The sequence below is a fragment of the Roseovarius sp. B08 genome, from assembly GCF_051417955.1.
Classification (GTDB): Bacteria; Pseudomonadota; Alphaproteobacteria; order Rhodobacterales; family Rhodobacteraceae; genus Roseovarius.
Genome location: NZ_JBPRLW010000001.1, coordinates 1,985,976 through 1,999,006, shown reverse-complemented (window position 1 = coordinate 1,999,006; position 13,031 = coordinate 1,985,976). Strand labels below are relative to the sequence as shown.

The 13,031-nt window shown below is 63.1% G+C and carries 10 protein-coding genes; 5 read left to right on the top strand and 5 right to left on the bottom strand.

Annotated features, from left to right (window positions below; all coding sequences use genetic code 11):
- Nucleotides 1-53 precede the first annotated feature (53 nt).
- A complete protein-coding gene (locus ACSQ76_RS10140; protein WP_437156479.1) occupies nucleotides 54-1,220 on the top strand; it encodes an efflux RND transporter periplasmic adaptor subunit in 1,167 nt (388 codons plus the stop codon).
- A complete protein-coding gene (locus tag ACSQ76_RS10135; protein ID WP_437156478.1) occupies nucleotides 1,217-4,348 on the top strand; it encodes an efflux RND transporter permease subunit in 3,132 nt (1,043 codons plus the stop codon). Before ACSQ76_RS10140 ends, ACSQ76_RS10135 begins: the two co-directional genes overlap by 4 nt.
- A gap of 44 nt (nucleotides 4,349-4,392) precedes the next feature.
- Here the strand turns inward: ACSQ76_RS10135 and ACSQ76_RS10130 are convergent, their stop codons facing one another.
- The 5 genes from ACSQ76_RS10130 to comD are packed head-to-tail and all read right to left on the bottom strand — an operon-like array spanning nucleotide 4,393 to nucleotide 8,443.
- Entirely contained in the window at nucleotides 4,393-4,848 is a 456-nt protein-coding gene (locus tag ACSQ76_RS10130; protein ID WP_437156477.1) for a tripartite tricarboxylate transporter TctB family protein, read from the bottom strand.
- Nucleotides 4,848-6,350 carry a tripartite tricarboxylate transporter permease gene (locus ACSQ76_RS10125; RefSeq protein WP_437156476.1) on the bottom strand — a complete coding sequence of 501 codons (1,503 nt, stop codon included), beginning with the start codon at nucleotides 6,348-6,350 and terminating at the stop codon, nucleotides 4,848-4,850. The genes ACSQ76_RS10130 and ACSQ76_RS10125 overlap by 1 nt, the downstream gene beginning before the upstream one ends.
- A 27-nt stretch (nucleotides 6,351-6,377) precedes the next feature.
- The gene (locus ACSQ76_RS10120; RefSeq protein ID WP_437156475.1) at nucleotides 6,378-7,334 is read right to left on the bottom strand and encodes a tripartite tricarboxylate transporter substrate binding protein; all 957 of its coding nucleotides are present in this window, start codon (nucleotides 7,332-7,334) and stop codon (nucleotides 6,378-6,380) included.
- A 46-nt stretch (nucleotides 7,335-7,380) separates the two neighbouring features.
- Entirely contained in the window at nucleotides 7,381-7,944 is a 564-nt protein-coding gene (gene comE / locus ACSQ76_RS10115) for a sulfopyruvate decarboxylase subunit beta (protein WP_437156474.1), read from the bottom strand.
- 1 nt (nucleotide 7,945) lies between these two features.
- Nucleotides 7,946-8,443: a sulfopyruvate decarboxylase subunit alpha gene (gene comD, locus ACSQ76_RS10110; RefSeq protein WP_437156473.1), complete on the bottom strand. Its 498-nt coding sequence runs from the start codon at nucleotides 8,441-8,443 to the stop codon at nucleotides 7,946-7,948.
- Nucleotides 8,444-8,585: 142 nt separating this feature from the next.
- Between comD and ACSQ76_RS10105 the strand changes: the two genes are divergently transcribed.
- The 3 genes from ACSQ76_RS10105 to ACSQ76_RS10095 all read left to right on the top strand — a co-directional run bounded on the left by ACSQ76_RS10105 (nucleotide 8,586) and on the right by ACSQ76_RS10095 (nucleotide 13,023).
- On the top strand, nucleotides 8,586-9,491 hold the full coding sequence (locus ACSQ76_RS10105) for a LysR family transcriptional regulator (protein WP_437156472.1): 906 nt from the start codon (nucleotides 8,586-8,588) through the stop codon (nucleotides 9,489-9,491).
- Nucleotides 9,492-9,612: 121 nt separating this feature from the next.
- Entirely contained in the window at nucleotides 9,613-11,010 is a 1,398-nt protein-coding gene (locus ACSQ76_RS10100) for an FAD-binding oxidoreductase (protein ID WP_437156471.1), read from the top strand.
- 276 nt (nucleotides 11,011-11,286) lie between these two features.
- Nucleotides 11,287-13,023 carry a sensor histidine kinase gene (locus ACSQ76_RS10095; protein WP_437156470.1) on the top strand — a complete coding sequence of 579 codons (1,737 nt, stop codon included), beginning with the start codon at nucleotides 11,287-11,289 and terminating at the stop codon, nucleotides 13,021-13,023.
- Nucleotides 13,024-13,031 lie beyond the last annotated feature (8 nt).

Here is a 13,031-nt window from a genome sequence, read left to right as displayed (position 1 = left end):
GGTATATAAGCGCGCCGGCGAAGTCCTGACAACCCTGTGCCTGGAACACCCTCATGCCCGAACATTCCGATGCTGCGCCAACCACCGAGCAAAAAGACATGCGCCGCGACCGCGGCGCCTCGAGATCGTTCTGGATGGCCTGCGCGATCCTGGCCGCGATCATCGCGTGGATGGGCAGCGGTTTTTTCGCCGAGAAGGAGACAGGACCGGCACAAACCGCGGTGGCGCCACCGCCTCCCCCGTCGGTCGTGGTGCGCAATTCGACCGCCGGTAGCGTGCAGCTCAGCTTCAGCGCACAGGGGCAGGCCCTGCCCGAACGCGACACCGACATCGTGACGGAGACGGCCGGGACCGTGGTCGCGCTGCCCGTGCGCAAGGGACAGATGGTGGAGCGCGGCGCGGTCATCGCCCAGCTTGATGCCAGCCGCGCCGAAGCGGCTCTGTCGCAGGCACAGGAGGAGCAAAGCCGCGCTCGGCGCGAACTGGACAACGCAACCACGCTGCTCGACCGCGGGGCGGGCACTGTGGACAGGGTCGCCGAGGCGCGCGCCGCTCTGGCTGCGGCCGAGGCGCAGGTCTCTTCGGCGCAGGAGACGCTTTCGAACTTCACCGTTGTTGCGCCCTTCGACGGCAGCATCGAGAACCTGCTGCTTAACGACGGTGAATACGCCGCCGCGGGGGCCGCGGTGGCGCGGATCGTCGACAGCGACCCGATAACGGTGGCGATCCAGATCCCGCAGCAATCGCGGGAGAGGATCGAAGTCGGCCAGAGCGCGCAGGTCCGCTTCATCACCGGGCAGACCCGCGAGGGCGTCGTCGAGTTTGTCGCGAGTGCCGCGTCGCCCGAAACCCGCACCTTTCTGGCCGAGGTCAGGATCGACAACCCCGATGGCGCCATCAGACCCGGCGTGTCTGCAGAGGTGACCATTCCGACCCGCGAGGAAACGGCGCATTTCGTCGAAGCCTCGGTGGTCTCGCTCAGCCCCGAGGGCACCACCGGGATCAAGACGGTCGAGGACGATGTCGTGCGCTTTCACGAGGTCGACCTCATCAAGGCCGAGATCGGCGGACTCTGGGCGACGGGTCTGCCGGAGACGGCGCAGATCATCACGGTGGGCCAGGGCTTCGTGCGCGCCGGCGAGACCGTCCGCACCCAATCCGAGGCGGCGCTGGAGGATCAGCCCGCCTCGGCCGCGGACAATGACGAGGCGAACCGATGAACGCCCTGATCGATGCCGCATTTTCGCGCACGCGCTTTGTCCTGCTGGCCTTCGGGATGATCCTGGCATTCGGCGCCATCTCCTACATTGCGATCCCGAAGGAGGCGAACCCGGAGGTTCCGCTGCCGCTCGTCTATGTCTCGACCGGGATTGACGGGATCAGCCCCTCGGACGCCGAGCGCCTCCTTCTCGAGCCGATGGAGGCCGAGTTCGGGGCCATCGAGGGCCTTCAGAAGATGTCGAGCGAGGCCGCGGAGGGGTTTGCCAGCGTCCAGCTCGAGTTCCAGGCGGGCGGAGACATCGAAGAAGCGCTGCGCAAGGTGCGGGAAGCGGCCGACAACGTCGAGAGCGACCTGCCCGAGGACGCACGCGATCTGAACCTGACCGAGGTCAACACCGCCCTCTTCCCGGTCATCACCGCGACGCTGTCGGGCCCCGTGCCGGAACGGACGCTCAACGACCTGGCGGAAGACGCGCGGCGCGAGATCGAGGCGCTTCCGGGCATTCTGGAAGTCGAGATCGGGGGCGAGCGCGAGGAGTTTCTGGAAGTTCTGATCGACCCCACGGTCTTTCAGACATACAACCTGAACCTGGAAAGCCTGACGAACCAGCTTCAGCGCAACAACCAGCTGATCGCGGCTGGAGCCATCGACACCGGCGGCGGGCGCGTGGTTTTGAAGGTACCGGGCCTCATCCAGGACATGGACGATATCCTCCAGATGCCCGTCAAGGTCGAGGATGACACCGTGGTGACCTTCGCGGACGTGGCCACCGTTCGACGGACGTTCGAAGAGCCGACGGGGTTCGCGCGGATCGACGGCCAGCCGGCCTTGTCGCTCGAGGTCGTCAAGCGCTCGGGCGCAAATGTCATCGACACGGTGGCCGAGGTGCGCGCCACGATCGAACAGCTAAGCCGGGACTGGCCCGACAGCGTCCGGGTGACCTATCTGCAGGACCAGTCGGAAGAGGTGAAAACCTTGTTGTCGGACCTGGAATCCAACGTCCTGGCCGCGGTGCTTCTCGTCATGGTGGTCATCGTCTTCGCCCTCGGCCTGCGGTCGGCGATCCTGGTCGGCCTTGCTATACCGGGCGCGTTCCTCGCCGGGGTCGCCGCGATCTGGGCCCTGGGCCTGACCATGAACATCGTGGTGCTTTTCGCGCTGATCCTTGTGGTCGGGATGCTGGTGGACGGGGCGATCGTCACGGTCGAGCTCGCGGACCGGCGCCTTCACGAGGGCGACACGCCAGCGCAAGCCTACGCCGCTGCCGCCAAGCGCATGGCATGGCCGATCATCGCGTCGACCGCGACCACACTGAGCGTGTTCTTTCCCCTCCTCTTCTGGACCGGCCTGATCGGCCAGTTCATGAAGTACCTTCCGATCACGGTCATCCTGACGCTTTCCGCGTCGCTTTTCATGGCACTGGTCTTCATTCCCGTGGTCGGAGGCGTGATCGGACGCGCACAGCCCCGGACCGCGGCCGCCAAGACGGCCCTGCGCGAGGCCGAGCACGGCGATCCGCGCCGGGTGGGCGGTCTCACCGGTGCCTATGTCCGACTTCTGGAGCAGGCCATCCGCCGCCCCGGTGCCACCGTGGTTCTTGCAATTTCGCTGCTGCTTGGGACCTTCGCGCTGTATGGAGAGGTCGGGCGCGGCGTCAGCTTTTTCCCGTCCATCGAACCGGAAGCCATGCAGGTGCAGATCCGCGCCCGGGACAACCTGTCCATCTACGAGCGCGACGACCTCGTCCGGCAGGTCGAACGGCGTCTTGTCGGCACCGAGGGCGTGGAAAGCATCTATTCCCGCTCGGTTCTGACGTCCGGACAGGGGGACGAGGACATCATCGGCACCATCCAGCTCGACCTCCTGGACTGGGACCAGCGGCCGAGAGCGGCCGAGATCGGCGCCGAACTCCGCCGGGATCTTGCGGATATCGCGGGCATCGACGTTCAGGTGGAAACCGAAAGCGGCGGTCCCAGCGGTGGCAAGCCGATCAACCTCCAGGTATCGGCCGAAAGCCCCGCCGAGCAAAGCCAAGCCGTTGAAAACGTCCTGGCCACGATGGAGGATCTGGGCGGGTTCGTGGATGTGACGGACACGCGCCCGCTTCCGGGTGTCGAGGTCGCGATCAACGTCGACAGGGTACAGGCCGCGCGCTACGGTGCCGATGTCGGCCTGCTGGGCCAGGCCATCCAGCTGCTGACCCAGGGCATCACGGTGACCGACTACCGCCCGAGCGACGTCGACGGAGAGATGGACGTGCGGGTTCGATTTCCCGACGATGACCGTTCCTTGGGCGAGTTGGGCAACCTGAGGGTGCCGACCTCCGCCGGGCTGGTCCCGATCTCAAACTTCGTGTCCTTCGAGCCGGTAGAGCGGGTCGGCGTGATCCGGCGGATCGACGAGGCGCGCGTCACGACGATCGAGGCGAATGTCGCGCCTGGGGTTCTGGTGAACGATCAGATCGCGGCCCTGCGCGCGGCGCTCGATGGCGACGTTCTTCCCCAGGGCGCCACCGTCGATTTCGCCGGCGAGGCGCAGGACCAGCTGGAATCGATGACGTTCCTCGCCGGCGCTTTCGTTGCCGCCGTGGTTCTGATGTTCATGATCCTGGTTCTTCAGTTCAACAATTTCTACCAGGCCTTCGTTGTCATGAGCGCGATCGTCTTCTCGGTCGCCGGGGTGCTGCTCGGACTGATCGTGACCGGACGACCCTTCGGCATCGTCATGGGCGGCGTCGGCGTGATCGCTCTGGCGGGCATCGTGGTGAACAACAACATCGTTCTGATCGACACCTTCAACGAGTTGCGCCGCTCCGGCGCTTCGGCACGTGATGCGGCACTTCGGACCGGAGCGCAGCGCCTTCGTCCGGTGTTGCTGACATCGATCACCACCGCCCTTGGGTTGCTGCCGATGGTTCTTGGCCTGAACGTCGATTTCCTCGGCCGCGAAATGATCTTCGGCGCACCGTCGACCCAGTACTGGACGGAGCTTTCCGCGGCGATCGCAGGCGGTCTGGTGATAGCTACTCTGCTGACCCTCATCGTGACGCCCGCCATGCTGATGCTTGGTCGGCGAAGGCATGGGGAAAAGCGTGCCAAGGCGTTCCAAACGGCGACGGCCCCTTAAGGCATGTGTTCCTGCCGGCCGGGCTCACACCTTCGGGGCGCCTTTCACGGCAGGGGGACGTGCAGAACGTAGCGGAAAAGAGCGAAGAACGCGATCATGACCGCCGCGCCACTACCGGCATAGAGCAGCGCGGTCATCGGGGTCCATCTGTCATGCATCGCAGCGATGAGCCCACCGCCGAAGGCAATCGCGCCGCTGGCGAGAAAACCGATATGCGGTATGGCAAGGCACCCCGCGAACATGGCGACGATCAGCAGGATCCGGCGCCACCAGGTGCCGGTGCCGAAGCCGCCGCTGTCGCGCGGGTGAAGAAAGCGGGTGACCAAGGACAACCCGGCCGTCAGGATCATCAGGATCGCGACGGTACGCGGGAACACCTGGCTGTCGCGGTCGGAATAGCCCATGGTGTCGTAAAGCGCGATGATCCCCATGAGCACGAAAAGCGCGGAAATCACCAGCGATCCGACATGGCCTTCCGGGTGGCGCTGATGGTCTGGCATCAGGTCTGCTCCCGTGCTTTCCTGCGGCGCCGCCTGGCCGTGTAAAGCGGCAGGATGAGGGTGATCAGCGTGAACGCGATGATCCCCTGCGAGATGGGCCGTCCGAAGAACATGCCGAAGAGGTTGCCCGTGGCCGAGCCGATGGTCCAGCCCTGCACGAAGCCCTGTTCGGCGATGGGGCCCAGGATCAGCCCCAGCACGATGGGCGAGGCAGCAAAGCCGAAACGCCCCACGACCCAGCCAAAGACGCCGAGGCCCAGCATCAGGATCACATCCGTCACGCTGTTGCGGATCGAGAAGGTGCCGATGATCGTCATGAACCCTACCGTCGGCACGAGGACGGCCTTTGGGATGTTCACGATCGACTTGTAGGCGTAGCGCCCGATCAGCAGGCCCGCGGGCAGCATCAGGATCGTGGCGATCAGCAGCCCGTAGATGAAAGTATAGACGATCGAGCCGCTCTGGCTGAACATCGTGGGGCCGGTGCGGACGCCCTGCACCAACAGGGCACCAAGCACGATGGCATCGGGGGGCGTGCCGGGAATGCCCAGCACCAGCGTCGGGATGAAACCGCCGCCCACGGTGGCATTATTGGCGGATTCCGTGGCGAGGATGCCGTCCGGCTCGCCCTCACCGAATTTCTGGTGCGGCTTGGCGGTGCGCTTTGCCTCGGAATAGGCAACGAGCCCGGCGACCGAGCCGCCCGCGCCGGGCAGGATGCCGATCAGCGTGCCGACGATGGACGACCGGATCAGGTTGAACTTGGACCGCGTGGCGATCCGGAACGCCTCGCCGATGCGCACCGAGCGCACGTCCTCTTCCATCTTGAGGTGGCGGTCGGGCGTCGCGACGAGGTCGATCAGCACCGGGATGCAGTAAAGCCCGATCAGCGCCCCGATCACGCCGAAACCGCCGACCAGCATCTGGCTGCCGAAGGTCAGACGGATATCGGCCGAGACCTCGGCCACGCCAACGGTGGAAAGCAGCATCCCGAAGGCGCCGCCCGCCAGACCCTTCATCAGGTTGCCGGTGGACAGCGACGCGATCAGCGACAGCCCGAAGATCGACAGCCAGAAATACTCGATCGGCCCGAAGGCCAGCGCCACCTTCGACAGGGGCGGCGCCAGCAGCAAGAGCGAGAACGCCCCCACCAGCCCGCCGACGACCGAGGCGAAGCAGGCGAGTGCCACCGCCAGGTCGCCGTCGCCGCGTTTCGCCATCGGGTAGCCGTCGAAGGTGGTGGCGATGGCCGAGGGCGTGCCGGGCGTGTTGAGCAGGATCGCCGCGTAGGCCCCGCCGTATATCGCGCCGGTATAGATCGCGCCCAAGAGGATCAGCGCCGAGGCGGGATCCATGCTGAACGTGATCGGCACCAGCACGGCCAGCGCCATCGTCGCGGTAAGGCCCGGGATCGAGCCGACGACCGTGCCCGCCACGACACCGAACAACGCCAGAACCAGATTGAACGGTGTCAGGGCGGACAGGAAGTGACCGAATTCCATGTCGGCGGGCCTTTGCGCGAAGTCAGCTTATTCGATCAGGCCCGCTTCGCGCGCGTCGCTGAGATATTCCTCGCTGCGCGCGGCCATGAAATCGTCCATGCCGTCCGCCTCGACATCCAGCATCGCAAAGCCGTTATCCAGCATCTGCTGACGGAACTCGGGGTCGTTGTTGATCTCGGCGATCATGTCGGACCACATCTGCGTGACCTCGTCGCTGGCCGAATTCGGCAGGGCGATCCCGCGATAGGCGCCGCCCACCATGTCATAACCCAGTTCCTTGAAGGTCGGCACATCGGGGAAAAGCGGGTGGCGTTCCTCCATCGCAACGGCCAGCATCCGCACCTCTTCGCCCTGGGTCGCGGCCACGGTGGAATAGCCCCATTCGGCCTTGACCTGGTTGCCCAGAAGCGCCGTCACGGCCGCGCCGGTGCCCTTGAACGGCACATAGGTGGTCTGGATTCCGGCCATCTTGTCGAACTTGATATGCGCCAGGTGGTTGGCCGTGGCCTTGCCCGAGCCCGACATGGTGACCTGCGCCGGGTTCGCCTTGGCGTCCTCGACCAGGTCCTCCAGCGTCTGGTAGGGGCTGTCGGCGCGAACGATGATCGCGTCGGGCGTGAAGTGGAACATGTGAAAGACGTTCAGGTCCTCGGTGGTGAACCCCACGTCCTTTTGCGCCGGCTTGATGATGATATGGGGCAGGTTCACGCCCATGATCGTCTGGCCGTCGTCGCTGAGACCGTTGAGCGTGGCCCATGCCACCGCGCCGCCGCCGCCGGGCTGGTACGAGATCACCATGTCCTGGCCGAACTTGTCCTTGAAGAACGGTTGCTGAAAGCGTGCGGAGATGTCGGATTCTCCCCCGGGTCCGAACGGGATGATATAGTTGACCGGCCCGTTGAGTTCGGCGGCAGTGCCGCCAGTTGCCAGCGATGCGGTCACGGCCAGGGCCGCGCCCATCTTCAGAAATGTTCTTTTCAGCATGTGTTCCTCCCAGAGCTGATTTATGTCGGCGTTTTCGCCGTCTTGATTATGCGTTGGCCTCCTTCAACGCGGTCATGAACCGGTCGCGGATCACGACCGGGTCGGTCCTGATGACGGAAACCGGGATGTTCCCGCTTTCGCATTTGCACACGATTATCGTCATCTTGTCACCTGCCAGCGCGTCTTTCATGACGGCTGCGCAGTCTTCGGCCTGGCATTCGATGACGTTTTCGCACCCGCAGGCCTCGGCCACCTTTGCCAGCGACGTCTTCATGCCCGCATAGGTCGGCTGATCGCCGGTGGAACCGTAGCTGCCATTGTCGATGATCAGCAGGATGAAGTTGTCGGCCACGTTGTTGGCGATGGTGGGCAGCGTGCCGAAATTGGTCAGGACCGAGCCGTCGCCGTCGATCGAGATCACCTTTTTCGACTGCGCCAGCGCCACGCCCAGCCCGATCGACGAGGCAAGGCCCATCGTGCCCAGCATGTAGAAATTGGTCGGCTGGTCATCCAGCATGTGCAATTCCTGGCTGGGCAGGCCGATGTTGCAGACGACGAAATGGTCCGAGATCAGCGGAACCAGCGTGCGCAGTACGTCAGATCGGATCATGTCAGTACCCTTTCCAGAAGGTGGCATCCGTCAGGATCGCGACCGGCTTATTGCACATGAACGTGTATTCCAGGATCCGGTCCAGTTCTTCGGCGTCGCTCTCATGATGGAAGTGATAGGTCGGGATGTGAAGCTGATTCAGCAGCGCCTTGGTGTGCACGGCCATTTCCACCTGGCAGGCCACCGGCTCGCCCAGCTCTCCGCGATAGGAGATCAACATCGGCAGCGGCAACCGGTAGAACTGGGTCAGCGTCACCAGCGTGTTGACCGTCACGCCAAGCGCGGTGTTCTGCATGATGATCGCGGACCGCTTGCCGCCCATGAAGGCGCCGGCGCAGATGCCGATGCCTTCGTCTTCCTTGTTGGCGGGGATGTGGTGGATATCCTCGCATTGGTCGATTTCGGCAATGACCCCGGCAAGCTGTTTGCACGGGACCGTCGTGACCAGTTTGACGTCGTTCTTCACCAGATCCGCGACGATCTTTGCGTCGATGCTCACGCGCAGGCCTCCCCCTCGATGCGTTCATGTTTCATGATCTTGCGCGATAAGAGAAGCTTTAACAAACCAACATTCTTTTCCCATTTGTAAATCTCTGCTTTAGTAAATCGTGCCTTTGATCCTGTTGCGAAAGCGCCCTGCCATGTCGATCACGCTGTTCAAGACCCTTATCGCCGTCGCCGAGGAAGGCAGCTTCAACGCCGCCGCGGACCGCGTTTGCGTGACCCATGCGGCGGTCGGCCAGCAGATGAAGCGGCTGGAAGAGACACTGGGGGTGGCGCTCTTCGACCGCTCGCAGAAATCCCCGCGTCTGAACCAGCTGGGCCGCGCGATGGTGCCCAAGGCCAAGGAGGTCGTCGCCGCCTACGAGACGATCCTCGACGACCCGACGGGCGATCCGCGTCTGATCGGGGATATCGTTCTGGGGGCGGTGCCATCAACGCTGCGCGGGCTTGTGCCCAAGGCGATGAAGGGTCTGATCGGGCAATATCCGGACCTGCGGATCCGGGTGGTGCCGGGCCTCAGCCCGACCCTGCAGGAGATGGTCGAGACCGGCACGGTGGACGCCGCGCTGGTCAGTGAGCCAAGCCGCACGCCGGCCACGATGACATGGACGCCCTTCGCGGTGGAAAAGCTGGTGCTGCTGACCTCGGTGGAGGTGACCGAAACCGACCCGGTGCGCATCCTGTCCGCCAAGCCCTTCATCCGGCACAGCGCGTTGTCGGCCATCGGGGTGATGGCCGAGGACTGGCTGGCCCGCCGCAAGCTGAAGGTGCGCGACATGATGGAGATGAGCTCGCTCGATACCATCGCGAGCATGGTGGCGCATGATCTGGGCGTGTCGATCGGCCCGAATTTCTGCGTGCCCGACCCGATCTTCGGCAGCCTGCGCAAGCTGCCGCTGGGGCCCACGGCACCGTCGCGGACGCTGGGCATCCTGAGCCGGGCGGATTGCTCGAAATACCGGCTGGTCGAGCGGTTCCTGGACGAGCTGACCCGGACGGTCGCGGCTCATGGCGGGCAGACGGTTACTAAAGAGATGGCTTAGATAATCGTAAATTATCTTGCCTTGCTAAAGATCGTGTTTGCCACAGAATGAGCCCGAACGAGGATCGGACGACAGGAGCATCGGGCAGTTGGTGGCATTCAAGACCGCGGAAGACAGAACTTTGAATGATATCAGGGCGATTGTCGGGGAAGCCGCCTGCAAGTCCGGGGCAGATGCCGCGCGCTATTACGAAGACCCGCGCGGCAGCTTCACCGGCAAGGACTGTATCGTTGTCCTGCCCGAAACCACCGACCAGGTGTCGCAGATCGTGCGGCTGTGCAACGCGGCCGGCATTGCGATTATCCCCTATGGCGGCGGCACCGGCGTGGTCGCGGGACAGCTTTCGCTGGACAGCGACGCGGCCATCATCCTGTCGCTGGAGCGGATGAACCGGGTGCGCAGCGTGTCGCCGGACGATTTCGTGATGGTCGCCGAGGCGGGTTGCGTGCTGGAGAACATCCACGCCGAGGCCGAACGACACGACCTGATGTTCCCGCTCAGCATGGCCTCGAAGGGCAGTTGCACCATCGGTGGAAACCTGGCCACGAACGCGGGCGGCATCCAGGTGCTGCGCCACGGCAATGCCCGCGACCTGTGCCTGGGGATCGAGGCGGTGATGCCGTCGGGCGACGTGCTGGAAGAGTTGAGCCCCCTGCGCAAGAACAACACCGGCTATGACCTGCGGCACCTGCTGATCGGCAGCGAAGGCACCCTTGGCATCATCACCGCCGCCAGCCTGACGCTGAAGCCACTGGACCCCGAGGCCGTGACCGCCTTTTGCGCCATCACGTCGCCGGCGGATGCCTTGCGGGTGCTGCGGGCGCTGCGCACGGCCATCGGCAACCGCATGAACGGGATGGAGTTGATGAGCGGCTTCGGTGTGGGCCTCGTGTGTGAACATTTTCCGACACTGAGAAACCCATTCGCCGACGACCACCCCTGGTACCTGCTGATCGATGCCGCCGGGAACCCGGGCGTGCGGGATGAAACCGAGGCGGCGCTGGCGGACTGTATCGAACAGGGTTTCGTCGTCGACGTCGTGATGGCCGAATCCGAGGCGCAGCGCAGCGCGCTCTGGTCGCTGCGCGAGCATACGCCCGACGCCAACCGCAAGACTGGCGCGTTCTGCAGCAGCGACACCGCGGTGCCGATCGGCCAGATCGACGCGTTCGTGTCGGGAACCCATGCGGCGATTGCCGGCGTTCACGAGGGCTTGCGGACGAACAGCTACGGTCACATCGGCGACGGCAACATCCACCACAACGTCTTTCCGCCCCAGGGCACGGGCAAGGCCGACTTCCTGCAGGCCAATCCCGGAATTGCCGACCGCGTGCGCGAGGCGATCAACGAGGCGACGCTGGCACTGGGTGGGTCGATCAGCGCGGAACACGGGATCGGCCGCCTGAAACGCAAGGACCTGAAGAGGCATGCCAGTCGGAGCAAGATGACCCTGCTGCGCCAGATCAAGCGGGCCATCGATCCCAACAACATCATGAACCCCGGCGCGCTGATCGATTAGCGCCCAGTTAAAGGTGCGCCTTGCGGGTCATGCCGAACCGCCTTGACACGCTTTCAGGTTCCACTATGGATTGAGGGGCCTGCATGTTTTCCCGTTAAAATGTAAGAAACTGCCTTTTGCCTGGCGCAGCCATGTGTTCGCCAAAATTAACTATTACCAACGGTGAATGCCATGAACGATCACAGACTACAGTGATGATCGGTGCGGCATGAGGTGAGGTTTCGCAGCAGGCTGTCTGCTCAGAGAATCCTAGGTTATCGAAGCAGGAGGAAAGAATTGCCCAAGTTCGCGAGCAGACGCACACTTTCGTTCCGTATTGTCAGTTCTCTGTTGATCGTGTTCGGCTTGGGCCTCCTGGCCCTCATTCTCGCGGGACACAACGCGATCAGGATCGTCGATCAATCCTCTTTGGATCGGCAACAACGTATGGCGACGCGCAGCCTCGCTGCGGCTGTCGCCAGCCTTCCCGAACAACAGAGAAGCGCGACAATTTGGGATGACGCCATCCGGAATGTCGCTGCCCGAAATGAGAAATGGATCGACGCCAATCTCGGTGTCTGGATGCAGGAATACTTCGGACACCACGAGAGCTACGTTCTTGACGAAGAAAACAAGCCCGTCTTCTCTTCTGTTTCGGGTGAGGTCCGCGCGCCTGAAACCTTTGAAACGCGGGCCGATGCCATCGCTCCGCTTGTGGCACAACTACGCAGTATCATGGCGGAGGCGAGCGAAGGGCAGGACAACGCTTTCGAGGAACTGGCAGACGTGGCGGTCGTGAGCCCGGTTCGGCTCGCCGGAGAAGTGGCATTGGTTAGCGTCGTGCCCATCATCTCTGACACGGGCGAGATCCCGCAATTGCCTGAGACAGAACCGCTGCATATCGCCGTGCGCTACGTCGATGACGTTCTTGCCCAGGAGGTCGGCCAGGCAATCGAACTTGATGAAACCGCGTTCCAATCCGCTCGCCCCGATGAAGATTTGGCGGGTGTTGCGCTGGCTGATCTTTCCAATAACATTCTTTCCTGGCTCGTATGGAAGCCATACCGACCGGGCATGGACCTGTTCCTCAAGATGTTCCCTGCGCTGGTGATTTTCGGACTTGCGGGCGGAGCGGTCCTGTTTTGGCTTGTCCGGCGTTTGGTGGGCGTTTCCGGGCAATTAGAGGCCAGTGAGGCGCAAGCGCATCTGGATGTCATCGCCCTGAACAAGGCCAGACAGGAAGCCGAAGCGGCGGACCGTGCCAAACTGAACTTCCTGAGCGTCTTGAGCCACGAGCTCAGAACGCCATTGACTGTGATTCTGGGTTTTTCACGGCTCGGAAAAAATATGCGTCAGTTGCCTTCCGCGAAGCAACTGGATGAGCGGCTGAACCTGCGTCCGGCGGATGTCGACGACATACGGGGCAGCGTTGATGAAGTGCTGGAATTTACGACTACCGCGATGGAGAAGATCGATAAATCGGGCGAGCACCTTCTGTTCCTCGTAAACCAGTTGCTCGATTACGCCAAATTGGAAACCGGAAGCATGAAGATCGATCCCGAGATCTGTGATGTGGAAAAGGTTATCGAGCCCGTGGTGGCACAGATGAGTATCCTGGCCGAACAGAAAGGCCTGCGGCTCGAGACCAGCTTGATATCCAGTCTGATCTGGGCGGATGTGACGCGTACACGACAGATACTCATCAATCTTCTGGGAAATTCCATCAAGTTCACGGAGTCCGGCAAAATATCTGTCGTCGTCACTGAAACGGAAAACCAGGTCCATATCGATGTCTCCGACACCGGGGCGGGAATAAAGCCCGAGGAACTCGACAGGATATTCGAACCATTTCATCAGATCGACTCGTCCTCGACGCGAAGCGTCGAGGGAACCGGGCTGGGCCTGGCGGTTGTGAAGGAACTCGCCGAACTCGAAGGCGGAACCATCGAAGTGCGCAGCGAGGTCGGTGTCGGAAGTACCTTCACCCTATCCTTGCCGAAAGAGACGTCTGCAAGGTTGGAAATGGCGGTTTGATGTCAAAT